Here is an 18,231-nt window from a genome sequence, read left to right on the forward strand (position 1 = left end):
AGATAAGAGAGGAACATTAATGTATAATTTACAACCAGAAATCAGTATCGGACATCCTACAATCACTTGGGATAATTATGAAAGTATCGGTCAGGAGCTAAACCGACTATTTAACGAAGGGAAGAATAGAATAGCTATAGAATGTTATCCAGGTGTGAATCTAGAGGAACTAGAGCAGCATTTGTTTAGTCAACTGCCAAATGTATGCTGCGTCAAAGCGGATGACTATGCGTATGATGCTGAAACTATAACGAAAATGATTGAAACAAACTTAACAGAAGACCGTGTTTTTGGTATTATGTCTCATTCGGTTCTTGAAGATTATTTTCCGCAATATGAAATAAATCAATGGCGACATAAAACAGCTAAAATTGAAAAAATCCTTGTTTATGGTATCGGAGCGACAATCTTATTACCTGATCCGGATGTTCTTTGCTACGCTGATTTGACACGCTGGGAAATCCAAAAGCGCTATCGTAAAGGTTTAGCCAACTGGAAAGCTGCTAATGAACATGAAGACAATCTAAAAAAAGTGAAACGGGGATTCTTCTTTGAATGGCGTATCGCAGATCGACTGAAGCAGAGATTGACAGATCAAATCGATTACTTAATCGATACAAATGTAGCGAATCAGCCAAAGATGGTAACAGGATCTGGGTATCGTGCCGCATTAGATGAAATTGTCCAACAACCTTTTCGATTAGTACCTTACTTTGATTCCAGTGTTTGGGGCGGTCAATGGATGAAGAAAGAATTCAATCTGGATCCCAACAAACAAAATTATGGTTGGGCATTTGATGGTGTACCAGAAGAAAATAGTGTGTGTTTAAATTTTGCAGGAACTAAAATTGAGATACCCGCGATCAACATTGTTCATCAAAGACCGATCGCCTTACTTGGCAAGAAAGTACAGGCACGCTTTGGTAATGAGTTTCCAATCCGATTTGATTATTTGGATACGGTTGGAGGAGGAAACTTGAGTCTGCAAGTTCATCCGCGAGTGGACTATATTCAAGAGAAATTTGGCATGACTTATACTCAAAATGAAAGTTATTACATTTTACAAGCTAGTGAAAATTCAACGATTTATTTGGGGGTAACCGAAGGAACTGAGAAAGAAGAGTTATTTAGAGAATTAAAAAAAGCAGAGAATGGCGACTATCGTTTTCCAGACGAGAAATACATCAATTGTTTTCCAGTAAAAAAACATGATCATTATTCGATCCCCTCAGGAACGATCCATTGCGGCGGACCAGATACGGTCGTTTTAGAAATTAGCCAGACACCGTATATCTTCACCTTCAAACTCTGGGATTGGGGACGTCTAGGATTAGATGGGATTCCAAGACCGGTCCATCTTGTACATGGAGAAGAAAATGTCAATACAGCGTATGATACCGCCTGGGTCCAAGAAAATTTAATCAATCCCTTTGAAACATTGTATGAAGATGAAGAAATCCGGGTAGAAAAAACAGGGTTGCATGAGCTAGAATTTATTGAAACACACCGCCATTGGTTCAAAAAAGAGGTCACCGTATCTGTCCATCAAAGTGTGAATATGTTGAATTTGGTGGAAGGAGAAAAAATCACAGTTGAAAGTGTGACCGACAGTTTTGCCCCATTCGAGATTCATTATGGAGAAACATTCATTGTACCAGAAGCAGTGAAAAACTACCGATTAGTAAATCAAGGAGATCCCAACAAAGAAGTTGCTGTGATTCAAGCATTTGTTCGAGGGTTATCTACAGAAGCAACCAAGCTCTGATCACAGAAAAATAGGAGTCATTGTGACAAGCGAGCAGAATAGGGATCAAAGGCAATCATTGACATAAAGAAAATCAGCCGAAGGAATCGAGTCATTGATCATACAAGGACGAGGATTGAAGTGATTGGTTGATCATCTACCCGAAGAAATGGCTAATAATGAGCGGTTGTGAAGGTGCAACGAGGCTCATTGAGATTATGAACAAGCCAACTATTCTTCGGGTATTTTTTTGTTCACAGATTTTGTTTGGTAACTTTGACAGTGCCAACTACTCTTCACATATCGCTTTGTAGCGAATACTCTCGAAACGTTCCATCATAAATTTCATAGCCAGCAGTCTGTCCTTGGACTAGTTTTATGGTAGACTACAAAGAGATAGAGATATAAAGCAGCAGTGAAAATACATAGAATAAGGAGTAGCTGTTTATGGCAACGATTCGTGATATTGCAAAAATGACTGGTTATTCCATTACCACGGTTTCCCGGGTTATCAACGGTCATCCGTATGTGGAAGAACAAAAGCGGCAAACCATTTTAGCCATGATGAAAGAACTGAACTACAAGCCGAATAAGATCGCTCAGAAACTAAGCTCAGGAAAAACATTCAATGTGGGGGTCATCGTACCATTTGTCAACCATCCATTCTTCGATAGCATACTGAATGGCATTATGGAAGAGGCATTTGCGCAACAATATAAGGTGACGCTTTTACCAACTAATTTCGATAAAGCATTGGAGAAGGATTATTTAGAAGAGTTTGCTGCCAAAGGATTTGATGGGTTGATTGTCATTACTCGTGCCAACCATATCGAGACGTTTCGTCCCTATCTGGAAAATGGCCCAATCGTTTTTTGCGAAGATGCCAGCGGTACGGATGTCCCTTTTGTAACGATCGATCAAGTCGGCTCAGTGACAGCTAGCATTTTGTATTTGAAAGAGCAAGGCGTGAAACGGTTAGGTTTGACCCTTGGCCGCAGCAAACGACTTAGCTGTAATTCAATCAATACGATCGCCAAAGCAAAGGAACTCTTTCCCGGATTTTCAGAAGAGGACATTTTTTGGGATTGTATCAAAGCAGAAGACGGCGAGGCTGCGGCGGCTTTTTTCAAAGACCGCGGCGTTGATGGCATCATTACCAATGGAGATGAAATCGCAGCGACAATATTATCTCAATATGAGGAAAGCAAAGCCCCTCAGGTTATCGGTCAAGAAAACTTACTAATCAGTCGGTTGCTGAACTTTTCAACGGTTGAATTTCATTTACATCTCTGTGGCAAAGAAGCGTTCCGTCTGTTTCAGGAACGGAGTAGGGAACAAATTGTTTTGCCTTTTGAATTGCTTGTTCGCTGTTAATAAATACCGTGAAAAGTCTTATCAATATTAGCTTTTTTTTTAGGAAACTATTGTTTCACCAAGAAAGCATCCTACGAAAGTCTGAAGCGACCTCCAAAAGTTAGGTTTTTCAATAAAGCACAAATGTCTATTTAGGGTACGCTTAAAATAGACGAATTTACTAAATGGTTCAATTGGTTAACTTGATTAATAAATCATCTCAATTAATTGACGTACGTTTAAACGTACGTTATAATCTATTTAAGATAGTTATGTATAAAGGAGGAGAACTTATGGAAGTAATTACACCAACGAATGCAAGAAAAAATCTTTATGGAATCATTAAGCATGTTGTGGCTGACAGTCAACCAGTGGAAATTGCGAGTACAAAAGATGAAGAAAGCGTAGTAATGATTAGTAAGAGCGATTGGAACTCCTTACAAGAAACGATCTACTTACAAAATGCGGGCGTTCTGGATCGAATCAAACACTTTGAGGATGAAGAAAGTGAAGATTTAGGTGAAATTGATTGGGATACAATGTAAAGATTAAAAAGAATGCTCGCAAAGATTTGCCTAAATTGAAGAGTATCAATCTAACTAGTAAATTTGATGAACTGATCAAAGTCATAAAAGAGAATCCTTTTCAGACACCGCCACCTTACGAAAAATTAACAGGATTACCTTACTATTCAAGACGTCTTACTATCAAACACAGACTGGTTTACAGCGTGGATGAAGAGCGTAAAACGATCACGATTCTCTCTGTTTGGTCACACTATGAACGTGGACTATAATATGATAAACTATTTCTAGATCTGCATAAATTAGACCTGCATTGCGCGTTATTGAAGTTTCACGCAACACTTATTTTGAAACGGATACAAATGGTATTATTCGCCAGAAAAAGCTATATTTAGATCCGTTTATGGATCTGTATAACAATGAAATACTTTCTTATCGAGTATCAGAAAGACCTAATGCAGTCGTTGTAATGGATGGTTTAGAAGAAGCCTTCAAATCACTAAAGATTGCCCATTTTGAAGAACATTCCATTCAGATCAAGGTTGGGCATATCAAATGAAAACCTATGGAGACAAATTGAAGAAACGCAGAATATTTCAAAGTATGTCCCGAAAGGGAAATTGCCTAGATAATTCCCACATTGAAAACTTTTTTGGACTTCTAAAACAAGAGATATTTCACGGAGAAATCTATCGAAGTTTTGATGAGTTGAAGATGAAAATAGACCAATATATCGACTATTACAACAATAAACGTATCAAGCAGAAACTGAACTGGTTGAGTCCTATTCAATTTTGTGAAGCTGCTCAAAGAGCAGTCTAATAGTCAATTTTACCGTACAAAAAAAGGAGTGGATTTCTCCACTCCATAAAAGTCTAACTTTTTGGAGTCACTACAGTCCTCACGAATTTGAGGGCTTTTTTTCTTGTTGGGGAACTGTGCATTTTTTTTTACTTTGAAGCAAAATCTTTAATTTGTTAGGAAATACCTATAATTTGTTTCTAGATATCCTTTTAAGTAAGCGCTAACATAAGGTGTAATACATTTTACTCTGAAAGGATGGATGTTGATGAAGAGAGTCGTTTTGGGATTGTTTGCCGCCAGTTCGTTGTTGCTTTGTGGGTTGTTGTTTGGGGCAGAGGGATCTGCCAGCACTGTTGAGAAACCGGAAAAAACATTCATGGTCTATTACCGCACATGGCGAGACCAAAGTATTCCGTCAGAACAGAACAATCAGATCCGCATGACTGATATTCCCCAGGGAATCGATATTGTGAATGTGTTCCACGCAAATGTGAGTGATGCAGATAGTAAAGTCTTTTTTGATGAAGTCGCCAATGTTTATGCCCCAGAATTACACAAGCGAGGAACAAAGCTTGTACGAGGATTAGATTATCGCGAACTATTGAAAATTCCTACAACGCAGAGCCAACCAACGGCAAAAGAGTTTGACGATTATGCGAAGCAGCTTTTAGATAAATACATGACCCCAGGAATTGATGGCCTTGATTTTGATATGGAAAGCACCTATACCACCAGTCAACTGAAAATCGCCCATGGGGTGATCAAGGCCCTATCACACTATATTGGACCGAAGTCAAACACAGATACACTATTGATTTATGATACTGTCGATGTCTTTTCCTTAGAGCCTTTTACCCCAGTTTCATCAGCCTTCAGTTTTTTGGGAGCGCAGCAATACGGATCGAATGCCGCGCGGGCGGAGTCTTCGTGGAACAACAAGTTTTCAAAAACAGGTATCGAACGTTCCCAATATTTAGTGGGTCTCTCCTTTCCTGAAGAACGTACCAACCAAACATGGGGAGATACCCGGGAGCCATATGAGTCCAGCAATCTCTATAGCGTCGCAAACTATGTACGTACAAGTGAAACCGGCGGTATGTTTCTTTATGCGATTGATCGGGATGGTATTCAAGGAAGAAACGATCAGCTGCTAAAGACGGACTTTCTCTGGACAAAAACGGCGATTTTGGAATCAAAAGGCTATTCTCTGGCCGAGTCACAAGCTTTTGCTAAACATTATCTTGATCGAAACAAAGACCATTTTTCCGATCGTCAAGTTCAAGAGTTAAGTCAGCAAATCGAACGTGCCACCTCTCATTATGAAGTGAATCGGGTGTTCTTGGCTGCTAAATATGAAGAAGCGGTCAGCCCCGAATATGACCCATTGAAAGAAGCTGCGCTTATGGCAGCAGAACAATAGACTCTATGCAAAAAACTCTTCGTAAATGATGCGTAAATATCTGATTATTATAGGAGGCGTTGATAGTGAACAATAAGAGTCAACGAGTAGTGAAACCATCTCAAAGATTTACAGTTGCTTTTGTGGTGATGCTTCTTTTAAGTCTCTTTTCTCTGGCCACGCCAGTTCTAAAGGCTCAGGCTGCCGCTCAAGTTACACCGAAAACAGTGATGTATGTGGAAGTTAACGACAACGAATTAAGAAATATTGGGAAATATACGCTAGCTGGAACGGATAAACCTGCAATCGATATCGGTATCATTTTTGCTGCCAATATCAATTATGATTCATCCACGAAGCAAGCCTATCTCCATTTAAACGAGCAAGTACAAAAAACATTGGATGAAAAGGAAACTCAGATCAAACCGCTACAAGCACGAGGAACAAAAGTCCTCTTATCGATATTAGGGAACCACCAGGGCGCGGGTTTTGCGAATTTCCCGGATTACGCCAGTGCCGATGCCTTTGCTGTAGAACTTGCACAAGTGGTGAAAACCTATGGTTTGGACGGCATCGATTTTGATGATGAATATGCAGAATACGGGAAGAATGGAACGCCACAACCAAATGATCAATCCTTTATTTGGCTCATTCAAGCATTGAGAGATCGTCTAGGAGCAGATAAGCTGATCACGCTGTATAATATTGGTCCGGCTGCCGAGAATTCAGCCAATAATCAAAATGTGGCAAAGACGATCGACTATAGCTGGAATCCTTATTATGGCTCTTGGCAAGTGCCTTATTTTGTGGGTATGGGTAACGATCGTTTAGGACCAGCAGCTGTAGAAGTGGGACAAAACCAAGCACAAAGTATCCAATTCGCTAAACGGACGAAGGCTGAAAACTACGGGATTTTCCTAATGTATAATCTTCGCAGGAATAATGCTGCAGATTTTCTTTCAGGCATCACGCAAGAATTGTATGGAAGAAAGACCGTTTATACAGAGAATATTCCCAACTAGAAAGTAAAGCAAAGAGAAAGATAAAGACTGTGGGGGCGCTTTCGCAAGAGGTGCCTGCACGGTTTTTTGTTAGGTGGGAATCTTATCAGCAGCAGTTTATCATTCAGACTGATGCTACAAAAAAAGAGACGTTTACGTAGAGATTTAAGGGAAAAGGAATCGCAAATGTTTATTTCGTTCAGTGAAAGGAGCGCTTGCATTTCTGGAAAGAATGACTTACCATTACTTCGTAGTCATGAGAAATAAATAAGGGAGAAGTATCAGGCAAGAGGACTTGGGGAAGATTCTCTTGGGGGAAGCCTGATAATTCTCCTGTTTTTTTATTTTAACATTATTTAGAAATAATGTAGAGGGATATTGAATAAATAAAATAAAAATACTTGATACATTCGAGTATTTTAAAGAAGCAGAAAAAACTGTTGGCCTTCTTTTTTTCTGTCTGAAGGATCACAGAGTCTAACTTAACCAAATTTAGCTCTTAGGTTCTGACAGATTCAACCTACTAGTGATGCAGCTTTGATTGAAAAATTGCAAAGTTTTGCAACACCCGTTTCCGAAGTGCCCTGTATCGATACGGTAGCTGTATTTTCGTAAACATGAATAACACTAACATCTTGTAAACCACTAAAACCAATAACCTTTGCCTGATAGTCTTGACCAGGAAATACCTGATATTTTTCCATGTTGGGTCTCCTTTTTATTTTAATTTATTCTTATTTCAAAAGAATAATAATTAAAAAGTAAAAAAAAGTAAAGGGAAACGATTTAAGAAATATCTCTTCTCATCTTGTTTTGTTTTAGCTTGTTAAAAAGGAGATCAAAAAAGTTTTTTTAATACATCGTTTTTTATTGTAGTTATTTAATGATCAAGTAAAGTAAATAGGCATTAGGCAATGTTTTCAAATTTTCTGGGGCTAAATTATTCGCCATCTCAGCATAGATCTTCCCACCGTCAGTTCCTTCTGCTAAATAAAGCAGAGGGGTTTTTTTATTTTTCTCGAGTTTCACTTTGCCATTCTTGATCGAAGTCACAGCGCTGAATTGTCTATTATCTTGGCCAAGAGGAAAGTCGTAATCGGAAAGATCCGTGACTGTTTGCGACATGGCACCTTTGGAGAATAGCTTCACCAATAAATGATTCTGCCCTTCCGCAATACCAAAGTTTAAATAGCCACTGATGGAAACTTCTTGTTCATAAGTCAAAGAAGCAACTGATTCATGAGTACTTAATTCACCTTTGCGATAGTGATCAAAATAGACTGTTAATGAAGTTGCTGTGGTGTTAAATTTGAGCTGCGACCCATAAGCCAGTAGCAAACTCGTCAAATCCTGCCCATTTTCTAATTGAACAAGCTGATCATCTGGTACACCAGCGACTTTATCGCCTTGGAAAGGCCAATAATTGAAATGGTTCAAGAATAGACCCAACACTAGCACAATTAGGGTAGGAACCAGGATAAAAATGAGATGTTTTGGTTTAAGTGATTTATTGGTTGATGGCTTTTCAGAATCCTGCAATTTGATCCGCTCCTTTTTAGATAATCTTTCTTCTTTTATTTTCTCATAGCGTAGTGTCTAAAACAATATTTAAAGTGTAAAAATACTATGTAGTATGACAGTACTTGTAAAAGCTGCATTTAGGGAGTTTATTGCTGTCTGTTTCTCTCATTCATGACTAGATTTGTAGCACCTTTGAGGAAATATAGGTGAAATGACTTTAGCAATAGACGGATTTAAACATAACTTTTTGACTTGGAAATAATTTATGAGTATTATAGGGATGGGGGGTACCCCTATATCGAAGGAGGGATCGACATGTCACATGCCAAAGATCATCAAACAGATGAATTGTTTAAACGCTTAAATAAAATTGAAGGTCAAGTCTCTGGAATTAAAAAAATGGTCGTCGCTAATAAAGATTATGGGGAAATCATGATTCAGTTGAACTCTGCTCGCTCGGCAATTCAAAAAATCAGCCAAATCCTCTTGGAGGCCCAAGCGGATCATGCATTGATGCATGTTAGTGCAGGGTCAGATTTGGATGAAGAAATGAAGGCCTTGAAACGGGTGATCACCCAATACAACAAGTTGAATTGAGTGATGGGATATGACTAAATTAAATACAGATTTGCCAAAAGACATGCAAATCCAGAAACGAATCATTCATTTGGCATTGCCAGCAACTGTGGAGAATGTCTTGGAAACGACAGTTGGCTTTATTGATTCATTGATGGTTTCTAAAATCGGATTATTTGCTGTTGCAGGTGTTGGTTTGGCTAATGCAATATTGAATGTATATATAGCTATTTTCATTGCTTTAGGAATTGGGACATCTTCATTGATTTCACGAAGTATCGGTGCAAATAACCTGGGAAAAGCAAAGCTGATCGCTAAGCAATCGTTTTTGTTGGCAATCGGTTCTGGTCTTTTTCTTGGAATTGTAAGTTTAGTAGCTGGACCTCAGCTTTTAACGATCATGGGAGCGACAAAAGAAACCCTTGATTCTTCCTTGCAATTTTTTAGTATTGTGGGAGGCGGAGCTATCGTTATTGCAACGATGTCTATTTTAGGGAGTATGCTGCGAGCAATCGGAGATACCAAAACACCAATGAAAATCGGTATTATTACGAATGTATTGAATGTCATTGTGGATTACGTCTTGATTTTTGGTGTAGGGCCAATTCCAGCTTTAGGTGTGATGGGAACAGCCTTAGGAACATTAATTGCCAGAACGTTAGGTACGATATTACTTTATCGAAAAGTACAGCATTCTGTTATCGCTTTTCCATTGTTTACTCGATTGAATAGAAGTAGTTTCAATGAACTGTTGCGAATTTCTTTTCCAGCAGCATTGGAGCGGTTAGTGATGCGTTTGGGACAGGTATTGTACTTTGGTCTGATCGTGGCGATTGGTGCCAAAACCTATTCGGCACACACCATTGCTGGCAGTATTGAAAGCTTTGTATATATGCCTGCCTATGGGTTAGCAACGGCTGCTGCTACACTGACGGGAATGAGTATTGGCAAGAATGATTATGACGAGACGAGACGGATTGCTTTTTTATCTGTAAAATATGGCGTCATTATTCTTAGTCTGTTAGGAATAGGGCTATTTGTTGGTTCTCCATTTGTAGCTACTTTGTTCACGAAAGATCCCGAAGCACTTCGTCAAATCGTGGTGGCTTTGAGGATTGATGCGTTCAATCAACCAGGCTTAGCAATCAGTCTCATTCTAGCTGGTGTGCTGCAAGGAATGGGGGACACCAAGACACCCTTGTATAGTACAGCGTTTGGGATGTGGGTGATCCGAATAGTAGGTGTGATAGTGTTAGGCAATATATTGAATTTAGGAATCGCTGGTGTTTGGCTGGCAATTGGGATCGACTTGTATACTCGGTCGGCATTTTTGACCTATCGTTTTAAAAGAAATATCCGCAGACTTACGAAAAAAGGAAGCCCCGATTGAGGACTTCCTTTTTATTATGAACCGGTGGAAACGTACTTGCTTAGACCAAAGCGCCAAAACAAGAGGGCGGGAATGCCAAATGGCAAGCACAGTAAGGGGGCAAATGCCCATAGTGGCTGCTCTAGCCGACCAATGATAAATAAAAAGGGATAGTATTGAAACCAAGCCATTGGAATGACATAGGTCAAGATCCGCAAGACTTGTTTGCCGTAGATACTAAATGGATAGCGGCCAAATTCGCGGGCACCATCCGTAAAGATGTTCATGAATTCCAATCCCTGAAGGGTGAAAAAAGAAATGGCGGCATAAATCAAAAAGAGAAAAAAGAACAAGACGGCACCACAGAGAATCATCAAAGTCAAAGTCAGCACTTTGATTGGCTGCCAATCAATGCTGCTTGTTGGCAGTACATAACAAAACAAAATCAATGCTTGCAGGAGCCGACCAATGCGAGTGAATTCCATTTTAGCAGCCAGCACTTGAAAGACTAGCGGTCGGGGCCGCACCAATGCTCGATCAAATTCACCATTGGCGATCATTTGCGGGAATAGGTCGAAACCGCGAGCAAAACATTCCGCTAATGAAAAAGAAAAAAGGACTGTCGCAAAGCATAGCAGCACTTCCTCAAATGAGAAGCCATCGACTTGATGGAAACGGGAAAACATAAATAAAATTCCTAGAAAAGCGGTAAAGGAACCAAGGAATTGGCCTAACGCCGTCAAGAAGAACGAAATCTTATATTGCATTTGACTTTTTAAATGAATACTAAAATATTTCCAATAAAGTGACATCTTCAACCCCCCTGTACGATCACTCGTTTTAACGCACGAGCCATCCAAAACTTGCCGACAGCTATCAATACCAGCAGCCAGAAAACCTGCATACCCAGCTTCTGCCATAACGCATTTCCAATCAAATCCCCGCTATAAATCCTCAGAGGGACATTTTGCATTGCAGCAAAAGGCAACAGTTCAGCGATTTGACGAAAAGGTTGCGGAAAAAAAGGTAATGGAATAATGCTGCCAGCGAGAAATTCACCGATTGCCCCCATCACGACTCGCACACCGAGGGAAGAAAGGGTATAGAACGTCGAAATGTAAACCAACATCGACACGGCCACCACCACACCCAGACTTAAAACCAGCGAAAGCACAAACAGCAGTAAGATCATCAGATTTCCGGGCAAGATCAACCGATAGGGCGCTGGCAATAAAAAGGCGACAGCAAAAATCGGCAGACAGCGCAGCAATGCTTTTGCACAGCGATTCGCGGCGGACTGGCAAAACCAGCGGTCATAGAGGTCCATTGGGCGAGCCAACTCGTAAGCAATCCCTCCTGAGGTTATGGCATCAAAAATCTCACTTTCAAAAAACCACAACATGAACAATGCCAAAAAAGCTTGCTGCATCCAGACATAAGAGACGGTTTGTTGGAAAGTCATGGGAAAAGCTGTCGGATCGGTCTGATAAAAGGCGCGAAAAGCTAAAATCTCCAACATCCCCCAGACGAATTGTGTCACCATGCCAGCTAATGCGGCCGAGCGGTATTGCAAACTATTGGTAAAACGGATGCGAAAGAGTGCCTGATACTTGCTCATATATGGTACTCCTTATACAACTTAGCGACCATTTCTTCTGCTGTGATACTGGAAACAGACAGATCAGTGATCTCCACTTGCTGGCTAAGCTGTGTGATGGCTTGCGGCACAGTTAGCTGATTCGGATCAATCGTTAGTTCCAAACGTCCGATTTCGGATTGGGTCACAGTGGCACCTGCCGGAAGTGTTGGTATGGTACCTAGATAATCGATCTGCAGTGTTTTGGCATCAGAGAAGCGGTTCTTCAACTCCGGCAGTTGCCCATCTAGTAAGATCTGTCCTTTGCCGATCAACAAAATGCGTTCTGTCAATGCTTCGATGTCCTGCATGTCGTGGGTCGTTAGGATGACCGTCGTTCCCTTTTCCTGATTACGCTTTTTGATGAATTGGCGCACTGCGATCTTAGACACCGCATCAAGGCCAATCGTCGGTTCATCTAGAAACAAAATCTTGGGATCATGGAGTAACGAAGCGGCAATCTCGCAGCGCATACGTTGCCCTAGACTCAAGGAACGGGCGGGTGTCTTCAATGTTTCACTTAGATCGAGTAGCGTGACGAGTTCTTCCAGATTTTGCCGATAGACTTGCGGATCGACCCGATAAATATCACGAATCAGCTCGAAACTGTCAATGACTGGGACATCCCACCAGAGCTGACTACGTTGACCAAAGACAACGCCAATGTCTTGGACATGATCGACCCGTTCTTTCCATGGAACGCGACCGTTGATCAAGCAAGTCCCATCATCCGGTGTTAAAACACCACACATAATTTTAATGGTGGTGCTTTTCCCGGCACCGTTCGGACCAATGTATCCGACCATTTCTCCTTCTTGAATGGTAAAACTGATATCTTGTAATGCGGGGATCGTCGAAACCTCTCGGTGGAAGAGCGCCTTAGTGGCATTGCGGAAACCGCTTTGGCGTTTCGCGACTTTGAAGCTTTTATTGAGGTGTTGCACTTGGATCATTTGGATTCACTCACTTTCTTTTTTGGCAAAAAACGCGACAAAAAGAGCATCCGAAAACACGAATACTCGCAACGAGTTGGTCCAAACGAACATGGTTGGGGCAGCGGTTCGTCAGCCAAACAAAAGTAAAGCCAGTGTATCACAGCGAGTGATTGAATTCAATGGGAGAAGGGATGGAAGCGATAAAACGGACATTCTAAACCAGCGATAAAGAAATAAGTTCTTCGGTTCTCAGCTCTTTTTTGGGGAAGATAAGTGCGGCTTTTGTTTAGAAAAGGTATAATAAATGAGAAACGATCGCTTGTACACGTCAATAGGTCGTACACAGATGAGTGATTGGTAGAAACAAGGAGGTTCACGATGGTTCAACGAATCAAAAAATGGCTCGTGACGTTTGCACAAACCACACCATTTCTTTTAAGTAATACGGTAATCGTGATTCCGTATTTATTATTCCTAGGATTGAATGATGGCAAGAGTTGGCTAACGATTCTGCCTTTTACTTTATTTTATACATTACGGATGACGGGGATTTTTCTTATCCGCAGTATACGATTAGGATTAGATAGTTATACGCTGTTGATTGGTGCTTTGCTGATGGGGGGTGTTGGGGCCTTTGCCGGAATTCTAGGTGTTTATTATTTTCCGTTTTTCTATTTATCCGGTAGTTTGCTAGGGCTGAGTGCCTCCTGGCTGGTACCAACGAATCGTACAGTTAATCTTCATGAAAAAAATCTGGGATTTACCAATATGACCCGGAAAAAAATGCCTTTTGCATTGTTCTTACTGATCTTATTGTTAGTGGTGATGGAATGGTCAGGCACAAGGAAGCTGCTTGCTGCATTTGGCTTGTATACACTGTTTTATATTATGGCTTATCATACAGTTACCCATTATCCTAGATATAGCATCGACTTTAAGCAAATGAATGCAAAAGTGATCGCCTATAAAGAATTAGTCCTTTTTCTACTCTTTTTCTTGTTGCTCTTTTTGCTTCGGAATGCGCGGTTATTGGCAAATATCCAATTGCTTGATTGGGCGATTTATGGTTTCTTTGTCCTCTTTTTAGGTGCTGTATTTTATCTGGGACGAGGGAAGAAACACTGGAAGCTGCCCTCATGGCTCAACGTACTCACTTTTTTAAATGGCATGTTAGGAAATTTTGTTCTTCTATTTGGAGCACTTTATCTAGGAAGCCTGTATGGGACAGAGGCATTGACCCGCTATTTGTATTTGCCTTATCTGGCTGGAATGATTTTGTCAATGCTCTTAGGAAATCGCATGCTGCAGCGCTTTTCTCCAAATGCAGTTCCAGTTTTGCTTGGTGGTTTGGCTTTTTCGCTGTTCGTCCTCCTTTTTCCACAAAGCTTTGTTTTTGGTTTGTTTTTATTGAGTTTCTGGCAATCTTTGACCAGCAGTTGGTTGAATCAGCGGTATGCGCAGGATCCTTCTTTACCTGTTGATCAGCGGGTGATCGCCAAATTTACCACCCAAAATAAAGGGAGCGTTACGCATCAATTCGTCATGATGGCTTTTCTGGTGATTATGACAAATCTCTTTGACCGCCCGCTGAATATCTTGTTACAGCTATCCGGAAAAGGTCCCTTATCAACGCTAGATTTACACGTGCTAAATGATGTGAAGTGGTTGAATTGCGGGATCTTAATCGTTGGCGTCATCGTTGCCTATGCCTTGTGGAAAAAAGCCTCCTCGAATAGAGGAAGCGGTGAAACAATCAGAATAGATGATGATTCTTCCATTTAGTGAAGAAGTATGAGCGTGGAACAAAAGCAAACACTTTTGTTCCACGCTCTTAACACGTCTAAACGGCGGGAGCAGAAGCACCTCCACGAAATAAGTTCAATTACCCAAAAATTTGAAAAGCAATTTCCGTGTATTCCTCCTTATTTCTCGGAGTTTAACACTGCTGTCCCAGCCTCTTTCCTATGATTTGACAACCATTGATATTCTAGCGCTTAGTTGCTGAAATACCGGTGTTAGATAAACCGCTCTTTTTATCCGTAGCAAAAGAAATAGAGGGAATATTTGGATATTTATTTTGTTAAAAAAGATTTTGCAATTAAGAGGTAGGCTTGTAAGCGACCCCAATTCACTTTATAATGAAAGTGAATAGCTACACAAATTCTATCAAAAATACGTAAAAGAAGCGGGGTTTATGAAGAAATATTGCGATATCAATGTGTTGGAAGCTGCTGAGGAACGCCTAACGTATATATTCAATACCTTTTCTCATGTTTATTTCTCTTTTAGTGGCGGGAAAGACAGCGGCGCAATGGTTCAATTAGCTGACCAAATTGCCCAAAAAAGGGGAAAAAAATTTGACTTGCTGATTTTAGACATCGAAGCCAATTACCGTTCCACTCGGAAGTTTATGGAGTCGATCAAACAACTGAAAAGTGTCCATCATGTCTACCATTTTTGTTTGCCTTTTTATGAAGACAATACCACCAGTATTTTTCAGCCCCAGTGGAAAATGTGGGATGAAGCCGAACGGGACAAGTGGGTCCAGGAAATGCCCAAGGATGCGATTTCACTGGCTGATCTCGATGAATCGCTGATGGAACTGTACCAAAGTGCAAATTTGAATCCAGATAAATTCCTAAGAAATTTTGCTTTTTGGTATGCGAACTATCATAAAGGGGAGCCGGTAGCTTGTGGCATCGGCATTCGAACGCAAGAAAGCTTGCATCGCTATCGAGCTATTTTAAATCGAAACTTCAATTATCAAGGACATTGCTGGATCAAGCATCAAATCGATCAAGGCACCGTCGTCAACTTTTACCCACTTTATGATTGGAAAACAGAAGATGTCTGGGGCGCCTATGCCCATTTTGATTGGGAATTGAATGCTTTTTATGACAAGCTTTATACGCAAGGAGTCTCCATCACGCAAATGCGAATTTGTCAGCCGTATGGTTTGCAACAACGCAAAGGTCTCTCTCAATATGCGCTAGTTGAACCGGATACTTGGGAGAAGGTCGTCAACCGCGTCTCGGGTGCGAATTTTGGCCGCTTGTATGCGCGGACGTCCTTGTTAGCTCATTATAATACCCAAAAACCAGCCCACATGACCTGGCAGGAATACGCCGTCTTTTTATTGGAGTCGATTGGTCTTTATTCCAAGAACTTACAAGACCATTATTATCGGAAAATTTCGATTTTAATTACTCATTATCGGGACAAGTATGGTGTTCAGGTGGAGGCGATCCCCGATGAAACCAAACGCAAGGAATGGCTGAAGAATGAAGTTCTTTGGCATGACTGGAAGGGGATCGCTAAAGCATTGGAAAAAAATGATTTTTCTTTAAGTACCCGACAATACGCATTAACCAAGAAAGACGAGGCTGAACTCTATGCGTTAGCCGTAGAATTTGGTGCGGCATTAGGCATTGAGCACCTGCCAAAATACCAGTTGAAGAAGTTAGGAACGACTTATGAACAATTGACCAAGAACCAGCCGTAATCAGTCATTTGCTGAAAGGATGTGGAGTAGTTGAAAGAACAACTGATTGTCTTTTTTCCACCATATAAGAAGAGCCATTTCTATCAATTAATGGGTCCATTCTTTGCTGAGCGAATCTATCAAAAACAATTTCCTTACCTCGTTAATTCTGGCGATTGTTCTTGGTATGTAATCGTGGATCCATTGAATCAAGTGATGGCTTTTTCTTACTATGAAAAAAAAGCAGCCCGCATCGAGATGGGTGAGTTCTATGAAAAAGAGCCTGCTTCAGACAGAAAGGCTCTTTTGTTAAGAAAAATGCTGCATGATATCCGAAAAAACTATCCGGATCAAGAAATCACGGTCACGACGAATCATCCCAATGAAGTTGCGTTGTTTCAGACAAAGGGGTTCACTATTTTTCGCCAAACGAAGAACTATTATTTTCTCAAAAGGGAGTGTTCTGTCTAATGGAAAAAATTGCGTTTCCAGTGCTAGCTGTCAAAATGGTGCCATTGAAAAAAATTCACGCCAATCACTACAATCCCAATAAAGTAGCAGAACCTGAATTGGCACTTTTGGAGTTGTCGATTCGAGAAGACGGCTTCACACAACCGTTAGTCTGTTACTTTGACAACGAAAAAGAAGGGTATTTACTGATTGACGGCTTTCACCGCTATCAGGTAGCCAAAGAACGGTTGAATCTGAAAGAAGTACCAGTAACTGTCATTGATAAGCCGTTGGAGAACCGTATGGCTTCCACGGTTAGACACAATCGCGCCCGAGGCACGCATGGTATCGAGAAAATGAGCAAAATCGTTCAACAATTAGTAGCAAGCGGTTGGACAGATGATCGGATTGCCAAAGAATTGGGAATGGATGTCGAAGAAGTTTTTCGTTTCAAACAAAGCTCCGGCTTGAAGCGGGCCTTTTCGAATCATCAATTTAGCCGATCATGGACTGATTTCGAAAAAAAATATTATCAGAAACAAGAAGAACCAGAGAATACGTGAGTGAACACGAGAAAAACTGCTATTTTAAAATAAGAAAACGACCATTGTCTCTTGATGTGCCTACTTTCATCAAGAAACAATGGTCGTTTTTTAGGTGTGATTCGCTGAGTTAGCGAAGGAATCAACTTTGCAATGTCGCCTGTTTTAAATAACGATAAAAGGTTGCTTTCTTAACTCCGGTTTTTGCACAAACCTCCGCTACTGAAAAGCCTTGTTTTTGATACAGATGAAGTGCTCTTTGGATTAATTTGGGGTCCACTCTGGGTCTACCACCAATCTTTCCTCTTGCCCGTGCAGAAATCAAGCCTTCTTTGGTACGTTCTACGATAATATCACGTTCAAACTGACTGAAGGCTTGAAAAACTGTCATCATTAATTTCCCCTGCGGCGTTTGCGTGTCAAAATTTTCTTTGATGCTGACTACTTTGACTCCTTTTTGTTCAAAAAAATAAACCAAATCAATCAGATCCTTGGTGCTGCGGCCAAGTCGTGAAAAACTCTCGATGATGATTTGATCATGTTTCTTCACGCGTTTTTTTAATTTGAGCAACTCTGGGCGATTGGCTTGGGTACCACTAATTTTCTCTGTATAAACTTTGTGACAGTTATATTTTTCAAGTAAATCTAGTTGGCGTGAAAGATCTTGCTGTCTTGTGGAGACCCGCGCATAACCATAAACCATTCCTGACATCTACTTACCTCCGAATTGAAAATTATTCTTAGTGAAAGAATACCGTTTTTTGTACATGAAGTATATAACGTAAAATAACAAATTTTTAGTTATAAAATCAGAAAAGCTGTGCTTTTTGCACAGTTTTTTATTGTCAGAAAAATCAGCGTGGCGAACAATCAGGACAAAAAATGGGCACAGAAAG

The 18,231-nt window shown here is 40.6% G+C and carries 18 protein-coding genes and 1 pseudogene; 13 read left to right on the top strand and 6 right to left on the bottom strand.

What is annotated here, in order from left to right; genetic code table 11:
• The 7 genes and pseudogenes from Q0A12_RS15940 to Q0A12_RS15970 form a co-directional block, all read left to right on the top strand.
• Positions 1–1,765, top strand: a 1,765-nt coding sequence (locus Q0A12_RS15940; RefSeq protein WP_366031614.1) for a class I mannose-6-phosphate isomerase, incomplete at its 5' end; no start/stop codon positions are given.
• A 426-nt stretch (positions 1,766–2,191) separates the two neighbouring features.
• Positions 2,192–3,118, top strand: a complete 927-nt coding sequence (locus tag Q0A12_RS15945; RefSeq protein ID WP_291293611.1) for a LacI family DNA-binding transcriptional regulator — start codon at positions 2,192–2,194, stop codon at positions 3,116–3,118.
• A 272-nt stretch (positions 3,119–3,390) separates the two neighbouring features.
• The gene (locus Q0A12_RS15950; RefSeq protein WP_291293612.1) at positions 3,391–3,642 is read left to right on the top strand and encodes a type II toxin-antitoxin system Phd/YefM family antitoxin; all 252 of its coding nucleotides are present in this window, start codon (positions 3,391–3,393) and stop codon (positions 3,640–3,642) included.
• Complete coding sequence (locus tag Q0A12_RS15955; protein WP_291293613.1) at positions 3,627–3,893, top strand: Txe/YoeB family addiction module toxin; 267 nt, start codon at positions 3,627–3,629, stop codon at positions 3,891–3,893. The genes Q0A12_RS15950 and Q0A12_RS15955 overlap by 16 nt, the downstream gene beginning before the upstream one ends.
• A gap of 92 nt (positions 3,894–3,985) precedes the next feature.
• Positions 3,986–4,443: pseudogene (locus Q0A12_RS15960) on the top strand (IS3 family transposase); the annotation flags it as partial.
• A 247-nt stretch (positions 4,444–4,690) separates the two neighbouring features.
• A complete protein-coding gene (locus tag Q0A12_RS15965) occupies positions 4,691–5,845 on the top strand; it encodes a glycosyl hydrolase (protein ID WP_291293614.1) in 1,155 nt (384 codons plus the stop codon).
• Positions 5,846–5,973: 128 nt separating this feature from the next.
• Positions 5,974–6,846 (top strand): endo-beta-N-acetylglucosaminidase H, encoded by an 873-nt coding sequence (locus tag Q0A12_RS15970; protein WP_291293628.1) that lies wholly within the window; start codon positions 5,974–5,976, stop codon positions 6,844–6,846.
• A 494-nt stretch (positions 6,847–7,340) separates the two neighbouring features.
• Here the strand turns inward: Q0A12_RS15970 and Q0A12_RS15975 are convergent, their stop codons facing one another.
• Together Q0A12_RS15975 and Q0A12_RS15980 are read right to left on the bottom strand one after the other, a co-directional pair.
• On the bottom strand, positions 7,341–7,529 hold the full coding sequence (locus Q0A12_RS15975; protein ID WP_291293615.1) for a hypothetical protein: 189 nt from the start codon (positions 7,527–7,529) through the stop codon (positions 7,341–7,343).
• Between the two features lie 172 nt (positions 7,530–7,701).
• Positions 7,702–8,364 carry a hypothetical protein gene (locus Q0A12_RS15980; RefSeq protein ID WP_291293616.1) on the bottom strand — a complete coding sequence of 221 codons (663 nt, stop codon included), beginning with the start codon at positions 8,362–8,364 and terminating at the stop codon, positions 7,702–7,704.
• Between the two features lie 297 nt (positions 8,365–8,661).
• Between Q0A12_RS15980 and Q0A12_RS15985 the strand changes: the two genes are divergently transcribed.
• Both Q0A12_RS15985 and Q0A12_RS15990 read left to right on the top strand, forming a co-directional pair.
• Positions 8,662–8,943, top strand: a complete 282-nt coding sequence (locus Q0A12_RS15985) for a metal-sensitive transcriptional regulator (RefSeq protein WP_291293617.1) — start codon at positions 8,662–8,664, stop codon at positions 8,941–8,943.
• Between the two features lie 10 nt (positions 8,944–8,953).
• A complete protein-coding gene (locus Q0A12_RS15990; RefSeq protein ID WP_291293618.1) occupies positions 8,954–10,312 on the top strand; it encodes an MATE family efflux transporter in 1,359 nt (452 codons plus the stop codon).
• Positions 10,313–10,326: 14 nt separating this feature from the next.
• Here Q0A12_RS15990 and Q0A12_RS15995 read toward each other — a convergent pair whose 3' ends face one another.
• From Q0A12_RS15995 to Q0A12_RS16005, 3 genes are read right to left on the bottom strand one after another with little or no spacing between them, the layout of a single operon-like run.
• Positions 10,327–11,103 carry an ABC-2 family transporter protein gene (locus tag Q0A12_RS15995; RefSeq protein WP_291293619.1) on the bottom strand — a complete coding sequence of 259 codons (777 nt, stop codon included), beginning with the start codon at positions 11,101–11,103 and terminating at the stop codon, positions 10,327–10,329.
• 2 nt (positions 11,104–11,105) lie between these two features.
• Complete coding sequence (locus tag Q0A12_RS16000; RefSeq protein ID WP_291293620.1) at positions 11,106–11,909, bottom strand: ABC transporter permease; 804 nt, start codon at positions 11,907–11,909, stop codon at positions 11,106–11,108.
• The gene (locus tag Q0A12_RS16005) at positions 11,906–12,880 is read right to left on the bottom strand and encodes an ATP-binding cassette domain-containing protein (RefSeq protein WP_291293621.1); all 975 of its coding nucleotides are present in this window, start codon (positions 12,878–12,880) and stop codon (positions 11,906–11,908) included. The genes Q0A12_RS16000 and Q0A12_RS16005 overlap by 4 nt, the downstream gene beginning before the upstream one ends.
• A 360-nt stretch (positions 12,881–13,240) precedes the next feature.
• On the opposite strand from Q0A12_RS16005, the gene Q0A12_RS16010 reads away from it, so the two are divergent.
• The 4 genes from Q0A12_RS16010 (at position 13,241) to Q0A12_RS16025 (ending at position 17,356) form a co-directional block, all read left to right on the top strand.
• On the top strand, positions 13,241–14,644 hold the full coding sequence (locus tag Q0A12_RS16010; protein WP_291293622.1) for a hypothetical protein: 1,404 nt from the start codon (positions 13,241–13,243) through the stop codon (positions 14,642–14,644).
• Between the two features lie 412 nt (positions 14,645–15,056).
• Positions 15,057–16,364 carry a DUF3440 domain-containing protein gene (locus Q0A12_RS16015; RefSeq protein ID WP_291293623.1) on the top strand — a complete coding sequence of 436 codons (1,308 nt, stop codon included), beginning with the start codon at positions 15,057–15,059 and terminating at the stop codon, positions 16,362–16,364.
• Between the two features lie 30 nt (positions 16,365–16,394).
• On the top strand, positions 16,395–16,814 hold the full coding sequence (locus Q0A12_RS16020; protein ID WP_291293624.1) for a hypothetical protein: 420 nt from the start codon (positions 16,395–16,397) through the stop codon (positions 16,812–16,814).
• Positions 16,814–17,356: a ParB/RepB/Spo0J family partition protein gene (locus tag Q0A12_RS16025; protein ID WP_291293625.1), complete on the top strand. Its 543-nt coding sequence runs from the start codon at positions 16,814–16,816 to the stop codon at positions 17,354–17,356. The genes Q0A12_RS16020 and Q0A12_RS16025 overlap by 1 nt, the downstream gene beginning before the upstream one ends.
• Before the next feature lie 121 nt (positions 17,357–17,477).
• Here the strand turns inward: Q0A12_RS16025 and Q0A12_RS16030 are convergent, their stop codons facing one another.
• Positions 17,478–18,047 (bottom strand): recombinase family protein, encoded by a 570-nt coding sequence (locus Q0A12_RS16030; protein WP_291293626.1) that lies wholly within the window; start codon positions 18,045–18,047, stop codon positions 17,478–17,480.
• Positions 18,048–18,231 lie beyond the last annotated feature (184 nt).

This window comes from Enterococcus sp. (assembly GCF_022711995.1).
Lineage (GTDB): Bacteria > Bacillota > Bacilli > Lactobacillales > Enterococcaceae > Enterococcus_D.

Bases quoted from the DNA above. Each gene is read 5' to 3' on its own strand.
- Q0A12_RS16030 (WP_291293626.1), bottom strand. From the start codon at position 18,047: ATGTCAGGAATGGTTTATGGTTATGCGCGGGTCTCCACAAGACAGCAA.
- Q0A12_RS15985 (WP_291293617.1), top strand. From the start codon at position 8,662: ATGTCACATGCCAAAGATCATCAAACAGATGAATTGTTTAAACGCTTA.
- Q0A12_RS16015 (WP_291293623.1), top strand. From the start codon at position 15,057: ATGAAGAAATATTGCGATATCAATGTGTTGGAAGCTGCTGAGGAACGC.
- Q0A12_RS16025 (WP_291293625.1), top strand. From the start codon at position 16,814: ATGGAAAAAATTGCGTTTCCAGTGCTAGCTGTCAAAATGGTGCCATTG.
- Q0A12_RS15990 (WP_291293618.1), top strand. From the start codon at position 8,954: ATGACTAAATTAAATACAGATTTGCCAAAAGACATGCAAATCCAGAAA.
- Q0A12_RS16010 (WP_291293622.1), top strand. From the start codon at position 13,241: ATGGTTCAACGAATCAAAAAATGGCTCGTGACGTTTGCACAAACCACA.
- Q0A12_RS15965 (WP_291293614.1), top strand. From the start codon at position 4,691: ATGAAGAGAGTCGTTTTGGGATTGTTTGCCGCCAGTTCGTTGTTGCTT.
- Q0A12_RS15975 (WP_291293615.1), bottom strand. From the start codon at position 7,529: ATGGAAAAATATCAGGTATTTCCTGGTCAAGACTATCAGGCAAAGGTT.
- Q0A12_RS15950 (WP_291293612.1), top strand. From the start codon at position 3,391: ATGGAAGTAATTACACCAACGAATGCAAGAAAAAATCTTTATGGAATC.
- Q0A12_RS15970 (WP_291293628.1), top strand. From the start codon at position 5,974: ATGCTTCTTTTAAGTCTCTTTTCTCTGGCCACGCCAGTTCTAAAGGCT.
- Q0A12_RS15995 (WP_291293619.1), bottom strand. From the start codon at position 11,103: ATGTCACTTTATTGGAAATATTTTAGTATTCATTTAAAAAGTCAAATG.
- Q0A12_RS16000 (WP_291293620.1), bottom strand. From the start codon at position 11,909: ATGAGCAAGTATCAGGCACTCTTTCGCATCCGTTTTACCAATAGTTTG.
- Q0A12_RS15945 (WP_291293611.1), top strand. From the start codon at position 2,192: ATGGCAACGATTCGTGATATTGCAAAAATGACTGGTTATTCCATTACC.
- Q0A12_RS16005 (WP_291293621.1), bottom strand. From the start codon at position 12,880: ATGATCCAAGTGCAACACCTCAATAAAAGCTTCAAAGTCGCGAAACGC.